The sequence below is a fragment of the Motiliproteus sp. SC1-56 genome (genome assembly GCF_017309075.1).
Classification (GTDB): domain Bacteria; phylum Pseudomonadota; class Gammaproteobacteria; order Pseudomonadales; family Balneatricaceae; genus Motiliproteus.
The window spans coordinates 50019-68333 of record NZ_JAEMGS010000020.1 but is presented as its reverse complement, the minus strand read 5'-3'; the positions used below and the strand labels follow the sequence as shown (position 1 = coordinate 68333).

At 60.2% G+C, this 18315-nt stretch carries 13 protein-coding genes; 9 read left to right on the top strand and 4 right to left on the bottom strand.

Annotation, left to right across the window (positions count from 1 at the left end; all coding sequences use genetic code 11):
- Positions 1–357: 357 nt before the first annotated feature.
- Entirely contained in the window at positions 358–717 is a 360-nt protein-coding gene (locus tag JGZ97_RS17285; RefSeq protein WP_207063953.1) for a hypothetical protein, read from the bottom strand.
- A gap of 417 nt (positions 718–1134) precedes the next feature.
- Between JGZ97_RS17285 and JGZ97_RS17280 the strand changes: the two genes are divergently transcribed.
- The 6 genes from JGZ97_RS17280 to JGZ97_RS17255 all read left to right on the top strand — a co-directional run bounded on the left by JGZ97_RS17280 (position 1135) and on the right by JGZ97_RS17255 (position 9068).
- Positions 1135–1566 carry a hypothetical protein gene (locus JGZ97_RS17280; protein ID WP_207063952.1) on the top strand — a complete coding sequence of 144 codons (432 nt, stop codon included), beginning with the start codon at positions 1135–1137 and terminating at the stop codon, positions 1564–1566.
- A gap of 200 nt (positions 1567–1766) precedes the next feature.
- Positions 1767–2963 carry a TolC family protein gene (locus tag JGZ97_RS17275; protein ID WP_207063951.1) on the top strand — a complete coding sequence of 399 codons (1197 nt, stop codon included), beginning with the start codon at positions 1767–1769 and terminating at the stop codon, positions 2961–2963.
- Positions 2956–4548 (top strand): efflux RND transporter periplasmic adaptor subunit, encoded by a 1593-nt coding sequence (locus JGZ97_RS17270; RefSeq protein WP_207063950.1) that lies wholly within the window; start codon positions 2956–2958, stop codon positions 4546–4548. The genes JGZ97_RS17275 and JGZ97_RS17270 overlap by 8 nt, the downstream gene beginning before the upstream one ends.
- Before the next feature lie 2 nt (positions 4549–4550).
- Positions 4551–7751, top strand: a complete 3201-nt coding sequence (locus tag JGZ97_RS17265) for an efflux RND transporter permease subunit (protein ID WP_207063949.1) — start codon at positions 4551–4553, stop codon at positions 7749–7751.
- An 86-nt stretch (positions 7752–7837) separates the two neighbouring features.
- The gene (locus JGZ97_RS17260; protein ID WP_207063948.1) at positions 7838–8320 is read left to right on the top strand and encodes a hypothetical protein; all 483 of its coding nucleotides are present in this window, start codon (positions 7838–7840) and stop codon (positions 8318–8320) included.
- A gap of 76 nt (positions 8321–8396) precedes the next feature.
- A complete protein-coding gene (locus tag JGZ97_RS17255) occupies positions 8397–9068 on the top strand; it encodes a cytochrome c (protein ID WP_207063947.1) in 672 nt (223 codons plus the stop codon).
- Positions 9069–9336: 268 nt separating this feature from the next.
- On the opposite strand, the gene JGZ97_RS17250 is transcribed toward JGZ97_RS17255, so the two are convergent.
- The 3 genes from JGZ97_RS17250 to JGZ97_RS17240 form a co-directional block, all read right to left on the bottom strand.
- The gene (locus tag JGZ97_RS17250; protein WP_207063946.1) at positions 9337–10038 is read right to left on the bottom strand and encodes a Crp/Fnr family transcriptional regulator; all 702 of its coding nucleotides are present in this window, start codon (positions 10036–10038) and stop codon (positions 9337–9339) included.
- A 159-nt stretch (positions 10039–10197) separates the two neighbouring features.
- Entirely contained in the window at positions 10198–11043 is an 846-nt protein-coding gene (locus JGZ97_RS17245; RefSeq protein ID WP_207063945.1) for a transglutaminase family protein, read from the bottom strand.
- A 52-nt stretch (positions 11044–11095) separates the two neighbouring features.
- Positions 11096–11884 (bottom strand): transglutaminase family protein, encoded by a 789-nt coding sequence (locus tag JGZ97_RS17240; RefSeq protein WP_207063944.1) that lies wholly within the window; start codon positions 11882–11884, stop codon positions 11096–11098.
- 1691 nt (positions 11885–13575) lie between these two features.
- Between JGZ97_RS17240 and hflK the strand changes: the two genes are divergently transcribed.
- From hflK to acnA, 3 genes are all read left to right on the top strand, one after another.
- On the top strand, positions 13576–14457 hold the full coding sequence (gene hflK / locus JGZ97_RS17235; RefSeq protein ID WP_207063943.1) for an FtsH protease activity modulator HflK: 882 nt from the start codon (positions 13576–13578) through the stop codon (positions 14455–14457).
- On the top strand, positions 14454–15434 hold the full coding sequence (gene hflC / locus JGZ97_RS17230) for a protease modulator HflC (RefSeq protein ID WP_207063942.1): 981 nt from the start codon (positions 14454–14456) through the stop codon (positions 15432–15434). The genes hflK and hflC overlap by 4 nt, the downstream gene beginning before the upstream one ends.
- Positions 15435–15529: 95 nt before the next feature.
- Positions 15530–18286, top strand: a complete 2757-nt coding sequence (gene acnA / locus JGZ97_RS17225) for an aconitate hydratase AcnA (protein ID WP_207063941.1) — start codon at positions 15530–15532, stop codon at positions 18284–18286.
- Positions 18287–18315 lie beyond the last annotated feature (29 nt).

The following is an 18315-nucleotide window of genomic DNA, read 5'->3' as shown; positions in this document are numbered from 1 at the left end:
GAAAGGGGGCGCTGTGTCTGCAGGGCTGAAAATGGGCCAATATTGGCCCAGAAAGCCGCCAAATAGGGCCATCAAGCCCGAATCACCAAAATCCGACGCCCAGCCGAAGGTTCATGAAAAATGCGGGTTAATCGCATGCTCCTTAGAGATTGCAGAGCAGACTGAAGTTTAAGTGCAGGGCGCCCGCCTTGAGCGGGCGCTTGCCAGCCCATGATCTCATAAGCGGACATCCTTTCCAGAAGGGTGCCCGACACCAATGGGCACGTAGCAGTCTCAGGACTTCTCATAGAAAGAGGCTGATCGCGGCTTCAGATGGAGTGAAATTACGGCGCTGAAAGTAGTGGTCACTTCGAGGTGTTACTCGACAATGGCTTTAGTAAACTCTGGATAGTCAATCGTCTTTATGACCTTCTTAAAACCATCGCACCGGCGTCTCTGAATAATCCCTCCTTCTCCGCATCCCGCAAGAGTGGCGCGAATCTCATTCAGGATTTCAGCATAACAGGCAGCGTGAATAGCGGATGTAGCAGGAGTTCCCTGCTCTATAAGGCTATCTCTACACGTTTTCAGGTTAGCTTTCGTGGTTTGGCCAAGCATGATTCCTTCAAGCCCTGCTGCACCTTCACCAGGTGTCCGCTCAGGAGGGTGAGCGGCAGCAAGACTAGAAATCAGAACCGACAGTAGACAAACATATTTCAATTGCGTTGCAATCGTCATTGATTCTCCTATTGCGTGCCCATATTTTTTTATAGTGCCATTCTCTCTCAAAAAGCGCAGTTTGGCGTGGGCATGTATCATGAACTTTGGCCCGCCGCTGCCCAGGTGGCAGCTTGTCGAACATAGCATAGCGGACACGTTGATCTAACTCGCCGAATAGCAGTTGCCGCTTCAAGGCGAAAGATCACAGGTTGACTGGGTTGGCTCATCAAAGCACATTGGCGACATCTATCCGGCCCTGGTTATCTCGGTCATTAGGCTCAATAAGGACGATTTAGCCATCACGACTTATCCATAACGACGTTATTTGTCCTCCTTTGTAACTAAATCACTTGCTTCTGTACGACGGCGATGGAACTATTTGCGCCGAGCCCGCTCTCAGCAGCTTGTACCACCGCGATTCTGGCAGGAAAGCCCTTGAGCCTTATTTTTGGACCGCAGCAACTTCGCTATACCAGCCGCATGAATATTTTCGTGCTGCTGCTGACGTTGTTCGTGGTCAGCGGGCACTGCTCCATCGCGATGGCACAGGTGGCTATGCCGGAGCTGCAACAACCTTCCGTGCAGCACGCGGCGATGGATCATCATTGCGGTGAGATCTCTCAAACGGCTCCAGATGATGGCAACGGTTCTTGTTGGGACGATCACTGTCCCGAATCGGTAACGCCGCTGCAGGCGCAATCTCACAAACAGAGCAAGCAGGACCTCGACGCACCCCAGTTGTGGGCAGCGGTGTCACTGTCGCTGCCGTTTGCGCGAGCCGGCCCCTGTGGCCTGAGCGTTAGCGCTGCATCCTTCGATTTTTCTTCCCCTCCGCTTTACTACTCCCTCTGTGTTCTTCGGCTATAGGCCGTACGCATCGCGCCGATATGGGCGCTAAAACTCCTTGATGTTTTGACGTGATCTCGTGATCGGCAGGCGCCGTCAGCGGCGCGTGAGTCGATCACTGCTCAGGAGCCAAATGGATGCGTATTCTGGCAGGACCCGCCTTGGTAGCGAGTCTGATTCTGGGGCTGATAAGCGCCCCGCAAACCCAAGCAGCCGAGCCGTTGAGCCTCGGCAATGCCCAACAACAGGCGCTGGCGGAGAACCCCCGTCTGGCGCAGATTCAGGCACGCTATGAGGCGGCGCTGACCCGCCCGGCGCAGGTCGGTACGTTACCGGATCCGACACTTAATTTGGGGATCATCAGTCTCCCCACCGATACCTTTAATCTCGATCAGGAAGCGATGACGCAGCTGCAGATCGGGATTAACCAACCGATCCCCTGGTTCGGCAAGCTCGATATTGCCGCAGCCGCCGCGCAGCGTGATGCCGAAGCGGCTGGCGAAGCGCTGGCGGAAGCGCGTAATCAACTTCGGCGCGATGTGGCGCGCGGCTGGTGGGCGCTGTTCTATCTGGATCACGCGTTGCAGGTGGTGGATGCCAACTTGGGGCGCCTGCGCGAGTTTAATCGCATTGCACAAAGCCGTTACCGAGTTGGCAAAGGGTTGCAGCAGGATGCATTACAGGCGCAACTGGAGTTATCGACCCAACTGGAACAGCAGATCCGTCTGCGTGGTGAGCGTCGTACAACCGTGGCGCAATTGAATGCACTGTTGGGGAGGGACGCAGATACCCCTATCCAGCTGGCAGAACCCGCTTCGCTGGAGTTGCCGCCGTTACCGGCTTCGCAGCGTTTGGTTGCGCTGGGGTTAGAGCAGCGGCCGACGATTCGGCGCCAGCATCGCTTGGTTGACGCTGCGCGTGAACGGCGGGCGTTGGCTGAAAGCGATCTTTACCCGGATCTCAGTCTCGGCGCTTCCTACGGCTATCGACAGGATGCCCCCAACGGCAGCTCGCGCGCGGATCTGGTGTCGGTGACTCTGGGGATCAAACTGCCCCTGTATGCTGGCCGTAAACAGCACCAGGCCATTGATCAGCGCGGTGCTGAGCTGATCGCCGAGCAGCAGGCGCTGAGAGAATCACAACTGGCGATGCGCGCCGAAGCGGAGCAGGCCAGTGCCGATTATCAGAGGGCGCGGGAACAGAGCGAGCTTCTGCAGCAGGGGATTATTCCCCAAGCCCAGCAGACCGTGGCCTCGATGCTATCAGGCTATCAGGTGGGCAAGGTCGATTTCACCGCGCTGGTGCGCGCTCAGCTTCAAGTCAATCGAGTTCAATTGCAGTACTGGGCGGCGTTGCGCGATGCGCAGCAGGCGCGCGCCCGGCTGATCGCCGCGGTGGGGGGCGAGATCCATGAATAAGTCAGTATTAAGTATGGGGGTGATGTTTCTGTTAGGTGTCGGCGGCGGCGTGGGGCTGAGTTACTACCTGCCGCTGTTGACGGGTGATAACGGGGCGACCGCGCCAGCGTCGGGCGAGGTGAAAGGCGACAAGCCGCTGTTTTACCGCAACCCGATGAACCCGGCGATCACTTCGCCGGTGCCCGCCAAAGATGAAATGGGCATGGACTACATCCCGGTCTATCCGGAAAAACCGGCGGCGGAGAAGAAACCGTTGTTCTACCGCAACCCGATGAATCCGGCGATCACCTCGCCGGTGCCGGCTCAGGACGAGATGGGGATGGACTACATCCCAGTCTATGCCGACGGCGACAGCGGCGGCAGCGACGAACCGGCGGGTACGGTCAAGATCGATCCGGTGGTGGTACAGAACATCGGTGTACGTACTGTCGCGGTGACGCAGCAAGATCTGGCCAAGAGCGTCCGTGCCAGTGGTAGGGTGACCGTGGATGAAGGCCGCATGGCGCGGCTGCACCCGCGCACCGAGGGCTGGGTGGAAAAGCAATTTGCCGCCCGTATCGGTGATAGCGTGCGCCGCGGTGATGATCTACTGCAACTGTATGCCCCCCAACTGGTGACCAGCCAGCAGGAGTATCTGCTGGCGCTGGAGAACCATAAGGCGCTGGTCAATAGCGACTACGCCGATATCCGCAACGGCGCTAAGGAACTGGTCGAGAGTGCCTATCAGCGGTTGCGGCTGCTGGATATGCCGGAACACGAGATCCGTGAGCTGAGAGTACGTGGCGTACCCAGTCGTACGGTCAGCATCGAGTCGCCCTTCGATGGCGTGGTGCTCAGCATCGGTGCCCGTGAAGGGCAATACATCATGCCCAATACCGAGCTCTACATGCTGGCCGATCTGTCCAAGGTGTGGCTGTTGGCGGATGTGTACGAGTATGAGCTGCCGTGGGTGCGGGTTGGTGACAAGGCTACGGCTCGGATCACCGGTCTCGGTGATCGGCAATTTGTTGGTAGCGTGTCCTACATCTATCCCTACGCCGAAGCCAAGACCCGCACGGTCAAGGTGCGGATCGAGTTCGACAACCCGGACGGTCTGCTTAAGCCAGATATGTTCGCCAGCGTCACCATTGGCGCCGATGCTCAGCAGCAAGCGCTGGTTATTCCCAGCGAGGCCGTAGTGCGCTCGGGCTCGCGCGAGCAAGTATTTGTCGTCCGCGGTGAGGGCAAGTACGAACCGCGCGAGGTGACTCTAGGCTACAGCAGCGACGGCCTAGTGGAGGTGCGTTCCGGCCTCAAGCTGGGCGAGCGGGTGGTCAACTCGGCGCTGTTCCTGATCGACTCCGAATCCAAGCTGCGCGAGGCCACCGCCAAGATGATGGAAGCCAGTCAAGCACCGGCGAATAGCGACCTCAGCATGGACGGTATGGATATGGGCGGGCTCTCTATGGATGGGATGTCCATGGACGGCATGTCGATGGACGGAATGAACATGGATGAGCTGTCTATGGACAGGATGTCGATGGATGGCATGAACATGCAGGGCATGTCCATGGACGCAGCCCTAGGTGATGGGGAGGCTAAATAACAATGATCAACGCCACCATCAACGCCTCGTTGCGCAACCGTTTTCTGGCGCTGATCGCCACCGCGCTGTTGATCGCGGCGGGGATCTGGGCGGTGAAAAAGACCCCGCTGGATGCGATCCCGGATCTTTCCGACGTGCAGGTGATCGTGTTTACGGAGTTTCCGGGGCAGGCGCCGCAGGTGGTGGAGGATCAGGTCACCTATCCGCTTACCACCGCCATGCTGGGAGTGCCCTACGCCAAGGTGGTGCGCGGATACTCCTTCTTCGGCTACTCCTTTGTCTACGTCATCTTTGACGACGGCACCGATATGTACTGGGCGCGCTCGCGCATACTGGAGCAGATCAATTACGCGGCCAGCCGGCTACCAACCGGGGTGCAGCCGGTTCTGGGGCCGGATGCTACCGGGGTCGGCTGGGTCTACGAGTACGCTTTGGTAGACAAAAGCGGTCGTCATGACCTAGCGCAGCTCCGTTCGATCCAAGACTGGTATCTCCGTTACCAGTTGCAGACGGTGCCGGGGGTGTCGGAAGTGGCCAGTATCGGCGGCCATATCAAGCAGTACCAAGTGGAGGTCGATCCCAATCTGATGGCGCGCTACAACGTGCCGTTGTCCCGGGTACAGATGGCGATCAAACGCTCCAACAACGATGTCGGCGGGCGCTTGGTGGAGATGTCTGAAACCGAGTACATGGTACGCGGGCTGGGTTACATCAAAACCCCCGCCGACCTTGAAGAGATCCCGGTCGGTGCGGCGGTCGATGGCACTCCGTTGCGGCTGAAGGATATCGCCCATGTGCAGTTGGGTCCGGAGTTGCGCCGTGGCATTGCGGAACTGGACGGGGAGGGTGAAACGGTCGGCGGCATCGTGGTGATGCGCTACGGTGAGAACGCTCAGGCCACCATTCAGGCGGTCAAGGCGAAGCTGGAACAGCTCAAGCCGGGGTTGCCGGAGGGGGTGGAGATCATCCCGGTCTATGACCGCAGCGACCTGATTGACCGGGCGGTGAAAAACCTGGCAGAAAAACTGATCGAAGAATCGATCGTGGTCTCGGTGGTGTGCATTTTGTTTCTGCTTCACGCCCGCTCCGCCCTGGTAGCGATCATCACCCTGCCAATCGGCATTTTGATGGCCTTTATCGTCATGCAGTGGCAGGGGATCAACGCCAATATCATGTCCCTCGGCGGGATCGCCATCGCCATAGGGGCGATGGTGGACGGCGCCATTGTAATGATCGAGAACGCGCACAAGCACTTGGAACTGGCCCATGAACGGTTAAAACGTGAGCTCACTACAAACGAGCGCTGGATGGCGATTGCTGACTCCGCCCGCGAAGTGGGGCCGGCGCTGTTCTTTTCACTGTTGATCATCACCGTATCCTTCCTGCCGGTGTTCACCCTTCAGGCGCAGGAGGGGCGGATGTTCAGTCCGCTGGCCTTCACCAAGACCTACGCCATGGCCGCCGCGGCGATTTTGGCAGTCACCCTGGTGCCGGTGCTGATGGGTTACTTTATTCGCGGCAAGATCCTGCCCGAGGCCAGAAACCCCATCAACCGGGCGCTCCACTGGCTGCATAAGCCGGTACTGAGCCTGGCGATGCGGTTGCGCTGGCTGACCCTACTGCTGGCGCTGGCGGTGGTGGGGGCCACCTATTACCCGGTGTCCCAGCTCGGCAGCGAATTTATGCCGCCGCTGGACGAGGGCGACATCCTCTACATGCCCACCACCTATCCGGGAGTATCGATCACCAAGGCGCGGGAACTGCTGCAGCAGACCGATAAGATCATCGCCAGCTTCCCCGAGGTGGAACGGGTGTTCGGCAAGGCCGGCCGCGCCGATACCGCCACCGACCCGGCGCCGCTGGGGATGCTGGAAACCACGGTCAAGCTCAAACCCAAGGCGCAGTGGCCTGATCCGAGCAAGACCACCCAGCAGCTGATGAACGAGATGGACCAGGCGATCAAGTTCCCGGGCCTGGCCAACGCCTGGACCATGCCGATCAAAACCCGCATCGACATGCTCTCCACCGGCATCAAGACCCCGGTGGGAATCAAGGTCAGCGGGCCGAGCTTGGCCAAGCTTGAAGAACTGGTGCTGGAGATCGAAGGGGTGGTGCGTGAGGTGTCAGGCACCCTGACCGCCTTCGGTGATCGTGCTGTGGGCGGCTACTACCTCGACTTCAGCATCAACCGTGAAGAAGCCGCGCGCTACGGACTAACCACCGGCGACGTGCAGGACGTGATTCAGACCGCCATCGGCGGCATGAACGTCACCCGCACGGTGGAAGGACTGGAGCGCTACCCGGTCAATATCCGCTACCCGCGCGAGCTTCGCGACGATCTCGACAGTCTTAAGCGGGTACTGGTGCCCAGTCCCAGCGGCGCGCAGATTCCGCTGGCGCAGCTGGCGGAGCTGGACCTGCGTCGCGGACCGCCCGGCATCAAGAGCGAGGATGCGCGGCTGACCTCCTGGATCTACGTGGATATCTACGTCTCCGATATCGGTGGCTACGTGCGCAACGCCAAGCAAGCGGTGGCGGACAAGATCGAGGTGCCGCCCGGTTACACCATCGCCTGGTCGGGACAGTACGAATACATGGAGCGCGCCGCCGAGCGGCTCAAGATCGTGATCCCGGCCACGTTGCTGATCATCTTTCTGCTGCTCTATTTCAATTTCCGCAATATCAGCGCGCCGTTGGTGGTGATGCTGTCGATCCCCTTCGGGCTGGTGGGTGGCATCTGGCTCATCTACTGGCTCGGCTTTAACTTGTCGGTCGCCGTGGCGGTGGGCTTTATCGCCCTCGCCGGCGTGGCGGCCGAGATCGGGGTGCTGGTGCTGACCTTTATCGACCAAGCGGTGGCGGCCAAGCGGGCCGCCTTGGACAGCCCTCGCAAGCTCACTCGGCAGGAGCTGTCTGCCGCGGTGCTGCACGGCACCGCCGAGCGGGTACGCCCGATCGCCATGACCGCGGTGGCGATCATCGCCGGCCTGTTGCCGATCATGTGGAGTCACGGCACCGGCTCTGAGGTGATGCAGCGCATCGCCGCGCCGATGGTGGGTGGGATGGTCAGCGTCACCCTGTTGTGTCTGATCGTGCTGCCGGTGATCTATGGCCTGGTGCTGCAACTCAAAGAACGCCGTCGTCTGGCGCACCACCCCGTCAAGGAAGCCGCCAGCGGCCACCCAGCGATCGAGAGTGATTAATCCAAGTGGCTTCAAACAATGAAGGTAACGACTACTAACGTAACCGCAAAAAACCGAAAAACTTAAATAAACCAAGAGGAACAACCATGCGTACACACAAACTGGCACTCGCAACCGCACTTTCCACCGTGCTTGTCGGCGCGGCTTACGCGTCACCTGAGGGGCACGGTCACGGCCATGAGGGTCAAACCGGTATGGCTCAAGGCCATGAAGAGGGTATGAATCACGACACCATGGGTGGCGCCGGCAAGATGTTTCTGGAGAAGCGTGACATCGACGGCTACAGCGTCAGCTTCCACGTGATGGAAGCCAACGAAGGGATGAACCACGGCGGCAGCCACAACCTGATGGTAAAGGTGGAGCAGGGCGCCAACGTGATCGGCGATCTGCAGGCCAACTCCAAGGTGATCTACCCCGACGGCAGCGATGAGAGCAAACCGCTGATGAAGATGGGCGACTGGTTCATGGTCGGTTACGACCTCAAATCAGCCGGCAAGCATCAACTGATGGTGCTGTTCAAAACCCCAGACGGCAAGAAGCACTTTGGTGGCGTCCATTACGGCGAATAAGTACTACGGCAAATAAGCGGGCGGGGCAGGAGTTGGGCTCCTGCCCGTTCAGTATTAACAGGAGGAGAAGCGAGCGATGAAAAAACAGCTGACACTGATCGCCGGCACGCTGTTGGCGGCAACCTCGCTGCTGGCCGGTGCGGACAGCCAGCACGGTGGCGGTCACGGCATGGCGAATGACGACATGGATATGGGCGCCATGAGCATGGACCGGATGGATATGAGTCAGATGAAAAAATTGCCGGTCAAACCTGGTGATGCGCCGGGCGGCCATGGCATGCATGGAGGTCATGGCATGCACGGCAGTCACGCCCATGATTCCTGGGTGGAGCCACCGGCCGAGTATGTGGATTTCGTTTACGATCACTGGGATAACTTTGAGCGAGGCAAGGCCGGAATGGCTGTTTACCGTGATAACTGCGCAGGCTGTCACGGTCTGGATGGGCGCGGTAGTGGCCCGCTGGCATCAAAGCTAAAGCACCCGCCTGCTGATCTGACCAATCATTTTCACGATGCGCCGGGTGAAGGCGATCAATACCTGTTCTGGCGGGTTAGCGAAGGAGGTGTCGTAGAACCTTTCGTATCTCAGGATTCCGCCATGCCGGCGTTTAAACACAGCCTCACCGAACAGCAGCGCTGGGAGGTGCTGGCCTATTTGCATCAGGCTTTTCATCGTGATTTTAAACAGAGTCAGATGGGGCCAAAAGTGATGGGGCATAGCCAAGCACATGGCAAGGGACACCATTAGCTGCGTTACTCGGAGAGGGGATAGTGAGCATGAATACTTCAATGCTATGCATTCGTGCCACTAAAGTTGGCTTAGCTTTGAAAGACCGCTTTGTCGCAGTTCCTGCCGTAGATCGAACAACATGAAATGGCCGCTTTCGGCGCAATCAGTCTATCTCCCGATAGCGGCCACATAGTCGATATGACGCAGTGCCCGGATAGGGCACACAGCCGTCATGGAATAATTGTTTGTGAGAAAGAATACCAATGAGCCAAGTGCGCTAGAGGCCTCAAGTTGGCTGGTCGGTTGCCGGGGGGGCAGGACGCCAAGGTAACAATCGATCGGTCTCCTTTTTTACCACGTCGTAACACTCACAACTAAGCGCTTCCAGCCGAGCGCGGTCAAGCACACAGATATGCCCTCGATGGTATTCGATCACGCCGAACTTCTGTAGCTTACCCGCCGCCTCGGTGACGCCTTCTCGGCGCACTCCTAGCATGTTGGCAATCAGCTCCTGAGTCATGACTAACTGGTTACCCGGCAAACGGTCCAGTGACAGTAACAGCCAGCGGCATAGTTGCTGGTCGATGCTGTGATGGCGATTACACACGGCGGTCTGGGCCATCTGAGTGATCAGTGACTGGGTGTAGCGCAGCAGCAGCATCAACAGTTCCCCATGGCGATCAAACTCATCCTTGAGACGTGACGCCGAGAGCTGCAGCCCGGATCCCGCACTTTGCACCAGGGCGCGGCTGGGGGTGCTGGCACCGCCCATAAACAAGCTCACGCCGACCACGCCCTCGTTACCCACCACCGCAATCTCGGCCGAGGCGCCGTTTTCCATCACGTTCAGTAACGAGATGATGGCGTCGGTGGGGAAAAAGACTTGATGCTGAACCTGTCCCGATTCGTACAGAACTTTGCCGAGTGGTAGCGCGACCGGTTTGAGATGGGGAAACAGCCGCTGCTGAACCTCGGCGGGCAGAGACATTAGCAAACGGTTCTGTTGCGGCGAGATAGATATGATTGATCCCTGAGTCACGATAAACAGCGCCAAGGCACAACGAGGCGGGTTTTCGGGTAAGTACAGTTCCGAATTGGTTATCCGGCAAGTTACATAGGTCGCTACGGCCTGCCAAAGTCGCATCATTCAGGGGGCGGACACATCGATGCGCACGGTGAAATCGAGCGCGCTGCTCGCCCCATCGCCGACGAATACCCCGATCACCGGCAGGGTATCGCGCGCCTGTGCCGCCGCCGCGATGGTCACATGGGTATCGGCGACCGCGTGTCCTTGGGTCGGGTCGTAGCCGCGCCAGCCGGCACCGGGCAGATACACCTCCGGCCAGGCGTGCAGATCACGCTGGTCGCTCTGCAAATTGCCCTGCTGATAGCCGCTGGCAAAACGCGCCGCGATACCCTCGGCCCGACAGCAGTCGACAAACAGCACCGCCAGGTCGCGGCAGGCACCGCTGCGACTCTGCAGGGTGATCGCCGGAGTCTGCGGCGCGCCGGAGTGTCGATGAACTTGGGTGAATTGCTCGTACAGCTGCCGACTGAGGCGATCGAGAAAACGTAGGGTATCTCGCTCGACTGCCAAGCTGAGTTCAGCCGCAAAAGCTGTGACTGCGTCATCTGCTTGGCTACGATCCAGATAAGCCCGGGCGCAAATCGAATCCTGCTCGTGGTTGATCGGTAGGCTCATTGATTGCGGCGCCAACATAAAGTCGAACGCATTCTTACGCAAGGTCTCCACCTGCATCTCAAGCCTGATTTCCAGATGCTGGGTCTCACCTTCAAACCATACCTGGGTGACGCGATTGCCCTCTAGGTCGAGGTATTCGTTCTGCCCTTGTGGAGGAGGGCTGATCGAGAGGTGATGCGCGATGACCCGTTGCGAACCGTCGCCGCGTGGGTGAAAGCGCAACTGCTGCGGGTTCAGCCGCACCGGCTGCGAGTAGTCGTAGCGAGTGTGATGTTGAATATTGAATAGCAAGCTGGCGATCCTCGTGAAATGGATGGGATTGCGCCTGACCCTCACTGGCCGGTCAGTCGCCTAGGTGCTCGACCTGTACCCGCTGCTGGGTGGTAATGGGGAGGGCGCCGAATTGGTTGAACACCGCGACATCGGCAGCATCCCGCCCGTAGCCAAGGGCCACATAGCCTCCATGCAATTCAGCTTGGGTGGCGTCGAAGGTATACCAACGGCCGCCCACATAGGCCTCGAACCAAGCGTGCAAATCCATCGGCTCCAGGCGATACAAATACCCCACCACCATCCGCGCCGGAATACTGAGGGCGCGGCACAGGGCGATGCCCAGGTGGGCCAGATCGCGACAGATGGCAACCGGTCTGGCGTTCACCTCCACCGCCGACAGGGTGGCGCAGGTGCTGCCAGGCTCATAGCGATAGGCCGTGCGTAACCAGCTCTCAATCGCCGCTACCTGATCGTAGCCTAAGCGCTGCCCGGCGCTGATTTCGGTGGCCATCTCATTGAAGTGGTCGGACTCGCAGTAGCGACTCGGCAGCAGATAACAGAGCGCCCCATCCGGCAGGTACTGCACCTTTATGAAGGGGGCACCGGGCGCCCGGTCAACCTCATCGGCGACCCGCATGTCGGCGACGGTGCGGACCGAGAAATGTCCCGGCGGAGCGACCAGCCGCTGACACAGGTTGCCGTAGCTGTCGGTAAACTCGAATACCGGTACCTGCGGTTCGACCTGGTATTCTTCGCGCATCACCCATTGATTAGCCCCACTGCGCGGCCGCAACATCAGGATGAACGGGGTCTCGACCTCAAGGTCGAAGGTTAGATCGCAACGGGTACGTAACCACATATCCTCCTCCCTCCGCGCCTGCCCTCCGCTGCCGCGGAGCGACAAGGACAAGGGGGTAAGTTGCGCGCCCACTTGCGCCCAATCGACTCCGGCCCTGCGCTTGCTCTCGGAATAATGCGGCCACAGGTGGCGGCGGTCTGTGCGCAAGCGCACATGAGGTTGAACGAGCAGTCCACGGAAGGGGCGTCTGCTGGGGTAGTCCGCAAAGCGGGAACGTGAACCGCGCTAATCGGGAGCCACCCGTCGCGTTCTATGATTAATCTGGCGGACAAATAGCCTCCTTGCCTATTTGTCCGTCGCCCCCTCAAAGCTGGCGCAACTGCGCGAAGTTGCTGGCTTTTCAGAGGCTCGCATTGGCCTTGCGGCCAATGTTGACTCATCCCTGAGTCAATCTATTAATCCGCCGGGTTAATATTACTGGACCGATGAGGTTACGGCGCCATTGGCAGGTCATCTGTACCATGTACCATGGAGAGAAATTCAACAGCATCAGTCACCTGGTGGGCGCCGTGTTGGCGGTGATGGGGTTCGGTGCGCTGCTGACCGTCAGCATCCAGCATCGTGATCCGTGAACGCTGGCCGGTGGTGACGGCTTGTCGCGGGAGGTTCTGGTCGAGATCCGTGATCTACCCGCCGTCGACCGTGAGGGACGCATGAAATTATTCGCTCTGGTGGACCTGACGCCGCATTCCGTTGTTCCAATCGACTAGTCGATTGGATACGCACCACGATTTATCCCGACCCACTGACGAGTCATAGCGCTGCGTTTGCCGGTACGCCAGCGGTTGATGGGCTTATTCCCACCGAGCATCGCTGCGTCGCTCGAAAAAAAACGCATTGATTTGATGGTTAATAAAAATAAGGGTGCGGTAGCGTACCGATACCGTCGTGGATTACTGCCATGGTGATTACTCCTGCGGTGAGCAATTCGGCGCATGGCAGGTTTTCTCAGAGGTTTTTATGAACAAACCACGCGAACCGCAACCCGTTTCCAGAGCAACCGAACACGCTCCGGTTTTCTCTCACAAAGGCCGACGGACCAGAAAAGGCAACCTGAGCCCCGAGCAGGAGGCCGCCCACCAGGAGCAAACCCCGCGGCCGCTGAGCAAAAAAGAGGCGCCCAAAGATAAGTCGCATCATTAGCCCTGTTTGGGTCGGCCTCGCACAGTAAGCGATTGGACTGCCGGCTGCCGCTAGGAACTATCGACGGCCGGCCAGAATGTGACATGACGGCTTGTTGCTAGCGGTATGCGCAACGGGCGCCGAATGTCAGCCGAAGCAGCGTGTGGACGAGACGCCGTCGCTTCGCCGATGACGCTCCAATACCGGACGTCGCACCTTCACCGTTTGTTTGCTAACGCACCGACCCGCCTCTGGAAGCTGAGTATCATCGTTCTATCACGACGTAAACCCCTTTAGGTTATGACGCAGCGCCGTTCCATGGCGAGGCGGTCGCAACGCGGGCCATGCGGGGGTAGGGCGAGGGATCCAGGATGTCAGCTCAAAACAACAATAGCGATCAGCAAGATCCTTGGAACGGGGGCAAGCGCTCCGCGTTTGACTTGGATCGCCTGCTCGGTGATTGGTTGGTTCGCTGCCAATGTGTCCGCCCAGGAAGTAGTCGAACGGGCATCGTTTTATTTGCAGTGTTGGCGGGTGCCGGCCTGGGTCTATGGACCGCCTACTATACGGTGCCGAGCGACTCAGTGGCGGTGGTGCAGCGCTTCGGCAAATATCTCTACGAGGTGCCGCCGGGGCTGCATTTCAAACTGCCGCTGGGAATGGATGTCGCCACCATCGTCCCGGTCAAACGGCAGTTGAAGCAGGAGTTTGGCTTTGCCACGCCCGGCGCCACCGATCCCTACCAGACTCCCCGAGTACGCGATCAAAAACGTGAAACCCAGATGGTTACCGGCGACCTCAACGCCGCGCTGGTGGAGTGGGTGGTGCAGTACCGCATCGCCGATCCGGTTAGGTTTCTGTTCGAGGTGCGCGAGCCCGCCGAAACCCTGCGCTACGTGGCCGAATCAGTGATGCGTGAAGTGGTGGGCGATCGAACCGTCGACGAGGTGATCACCGTAGGGCGCCAGGAGATCGAGATCGAAGCCCTGGACAAGATGCAGCGGCTCTCAAGAAAATATGTGATGGGGATCAGCATCGACCAGGTGCAACTGAAAAACATCAACCCGCCGCAGCCGGTGCAGGATTCATTTAACGAGGTCAATCAGGCGCAGCAGGAGAAGGAGAAACTGATCAACGAGGCGCGGCGTGACTACAACAAGGTGATTCCCCTGGCCCAAGGCGAGAAGGATCAACGAATCCGCGAGGCCGACGGCTACCGTCTCAAGCGGATCAACGAGGCTGAAGGCGATGCGGCGCGCTTCAGCGCGCTGCTGGCCGAATACCGTAAGGCGCCGGAAGTGACCCGCAGACGGATCTATATCGAGACCTTGCAGGCGGTGCTGCCCGACATTCAGGCTAAGGTCATTGTCGACCAGCAGGCAGGCAGTATTTTGCCGCTGCTCAATCTGGGAACTACTCAGCCGGGAGCAATCGGGGGAGGTCGGCCATGAAGCGGATAACATCAACCACGATCCTGCTGCTGACGGCTCTGGCCGGATACCTGCTGTACAGCTCCGTCTATACCGTCAGCGAAGTCGAGCAGGTGATCATTACCCAGTTCGGCAAGCCGGTGGGGGAGCCCGTCACCGAGGCCGGTCTGAAGCTAAAGCTACCGTTTATTCAGGAGGTCAACGCCATCGACAAGCGGGTGCTGGAATGGGACGGCAATCCCTCGGACATGCCCACCAAAGACAAGTTGTATATCTCCGTGGATCTCTTTGCCCGTTGGCGCATCACCGATCCGCTGCAGTACTTCCTGCGCCTGCGCGACGAACGCAGCGCCCAGTCTCGACTGGATGACATCCTCGGCAGCGAGACCCGCAACGCGGTGGCTAAACACGAGCTGATCGAGATCATCCGCACCACCAAGGATCGGGTGCCACTGCGCGATGCGTTGCTAAGCGCAGGGGAGCGCGCGCAGGATACCGGTGCCTGGGTCTCGATACAGAAGGGCCGTAAACAGGTGGAAAGTGAAATATTCATGGCAGCTGCCGACAAGGTGCGGGTGTTCGGTATCGAGCTGCTTGATATTCGCTTCAAGCGGATCAATTACAACGAAAGTGTGCGCCCCAAGATTTACGACCGGATGATCAGCGAGCGGCGCCAGATCGCCGAGCGTTTTCTCTCTGAGGGCAACGGCGAGGCGGCGCGCATCCGCGGTGACCGGGTTCGGGATCTGAACAAGATCCAGTCCGAAGCCTACCGCCAGGTGGAGGAGATCCGCGGCCTGGCTGACGCCAAGGCCTCCGAAATCTACGCCCGCGCCTACAACCAGAGCCCCGAATCCGTGGCCTTCTACGAGTTCACCCGCAGCCTGCAGGCCTACCAGGCGGTGATCGGACAAAATACCACTCTGGTGCTTTCCACTGACAGCGAGCTGTTCAAGTACCTCAAGGGCATCGCGCCGGCGGAGAGCGGCCATCCATGAACTACCCTAAACGCACAGGCGCCGACAGGGCCGCCGCAGTCTAGCCGGCAACCGAACCTTCACGCCAGCATCTGGATCACTCCGCGGGGGTTACCATGAGCGCAACACCACATCCAATCAGCCCGTTTCAACGCACCCTGCAGGTTGGGAACGAGACCTACCACTACTATGCGTTGCCCGCCGCCTACGCCGCCTACGCCGCCTATGCCGAATGCGGCGACCTATCACGGCTGCCCTTTGCCTTGAAGATCGTGCTAGAAAACCTGTTGCGCTATGGTGAGTCAGGGCAGACAACCCGGGCTCCGATCGAGGCGCTGGCCGACTGGCTGAGACAGGGCGAGTCGACCCAGGAGATCGGCTTTATGCCGGCGCGCATCTTGATGCAGGATTTTACCGGGGTGCCGGCGCTGGTGGACCTGGCGGCGATGCGCGACGCCATGGCCGAGGCCGGCGGCGATCTTGGGCGAATCAGCCCGCAGATTCCGGTGGACCTGGTGATCGACCACTCGGTCACCGTGGATCGTGCTGGCGACGAGGACGCCTTTGAAGTGAACGTTCATCAGGAGATGCAACGCAACCGCGAGCGCTATACCTTTCTGCGCTGGGGGCAGGCGGCATTCGATAACGTCCGTGTGGTGCCTCCCGGCACCGGCATCTGCCACCAGGTCAACCTGGAGTACCTCGGGCGGGTGGTGTGGACGCAGGCGCTGGAGAATGGAACGCAGCTGGCCTACCCCGACACTTTAGTGGGGATGGACAGCCATACCACCATGATCAACGGGCTCGGCATCCTCGGCTGGGGCGTGGGCGGCATCGAGGCCGAGGCGGCCATGCTCGGCCAACCGCTCAGCCTGCAACTGCCGCGGGTGGTCGGGGTCGAACTGAGTGGTCGGCTGCCGCCGGGCAGCACCGCCACCGACCTGGTGCTGCGGGTCACCGAGCTGCTGCGGCAGCAGGGCGTGGTCGGCTGCTTCGTCGAATTTTTCGGCAGCGGACTGGGCGCTCTGAGCCTGCCCGATCGCGCCACCATCGCCAACATGGCGCCGGAATATGGTGCCACCTGCGGTCTCTTCCCCATCGACGCCGAAACCCTGCGCTACCTGACTCTGACCGGGCGTGACTCGCAGCAGGTCGCCCTGGTGGAAGCCTACGCCCGCGCCCAGGGGCTTTGGCACGATGATACGTTGCCGCCCGCGACCTACAGCGTGACGCTGCCGCTGGATCTCGCCGCTATCACCCCCTGCGTCGCCGGACCGCGCCGCCCTCAGGATCGGGTCGCGCTGCCCGATGTCGCCGCCGCCTTCCGGCAGTTTGTCCAGTCTCAAGGAAAAGCACAGGGTCAGGCGCTGGGGCTCGCGGCTGACGATCCACCGCGCACCCATGCCGTCCTCGGTAAGCCCTTTACCCTGCAGGAGGGGGCGGTGGTCATTGCCGCGATCACCAGCTGCACCAACACCTCCAACCCCTCGGTGATGGTGGCCGCCGGGTTGCTAGCGCGCAACGCCCGCCGGCGCGGCCTGCAGGTCGCGCCTTGGGTCAAGACCTCCCTCGCCCCAGGGTCCAAGGTGGTGACTGACTACCTGCAGGCGGCCGGCCTGCAGACGGAGCTGGACCAGCTCGGCTTCAACCTGGTGGGCTACGGCTGTACCACCTGTATCGGCAACTCAGGCCCCCTCGACCCCGCCATCGCCGGCACCATTAGCCAGCAACGGCTCAGCGTGTGTGCGGTGCTGTCGGGCAACCGCAACTTCGAAGGGCGGATCCATCCCCAGGTAACCGCCAGTTTTCTCTGCTCCCCCCCGCTGGTGGTAGCTTATGCGCTGGCCGGACGGGTCGATCTGGACCTTTCCACCGATCCACTAGGCCAGGATTCCAACGGACAGCCGGTGTACCTGCGCGAGCTGTGGCCGGACGTCGAGGAGATCACCGCCACCGTCGCCGCCCATGTCCACCAGGCGCAGTTTCAGCAGCGCTACGCCGATGTCTTCACCGGCACCCGCCACTGGCAGCAACTGACGGTCAGCGACAGCCAGCGCTATCCCTGGGACAGCACCAGTACCTACGTGCGCCATCCCAGCTATTTTGACGGCCTGCAACCGACGCCGTCCGCCGTCGAGGATGTCGTCGAGGCGCGGATCCTGGCACTGCTCGGTGACAGCGTCACCACCGACCATATCTCCCCGGCCGGCAGTATCGCCGAGGACAGCCCAGCCGGCGCTTACCTGCAAAGTCGCGGGATCGAACCGGCGGCATTCAACTCCTACGGCAGTCGCCGAGGAAATCACGAAGTAATGATGCGCGGTACTTTCGCCAATCCGAGGCTGCAGAACCGGATGACGCCGCAGCACCGCGGCGGGGTAACGCGGCTGGTGCCCTCGCAGGAGGTGGTCAGCATCTTCGCCGCCGCCCGGCATTTTCAGCAGCTGGGCATCCCGCTGGTGGTATTCGCCGGGGCGGAATACGGCACCGGCTCCTCCCGTGACTGGGCCGCCAAGGGGCCAAGTCTGCTCGGTGTGCGTGCCGTGATAGCCGAGAGCTTTGAGCGGATCCACCGCTCCAATCTGATCGGCATGGGGATTCTGCCCCTGCAGCTGGAACCGGGGAGCGCTCCCGACGCGCTGAAACTGACCGGTGACGAGTGCATCAGCATCGCCGGCCTGGCGGAACTGGCCCCAGGTAGCGGGGTCAGCGTGCAGGTTCAGCCCGAGCGCGGTGATCCCTGGATGCTCAACACCTGCTGCCGGATCGATACCCAGGATGAACTGCGTTTCTTCCACCACGGTGGCATTCTGCACTGCCGGTTACGGGAACTGATCACACCCTCCATCGCCAAGGCGGTGACCAATGGCTGAGGGTTTAAGGCTGCGACCTGGGGCCCTAA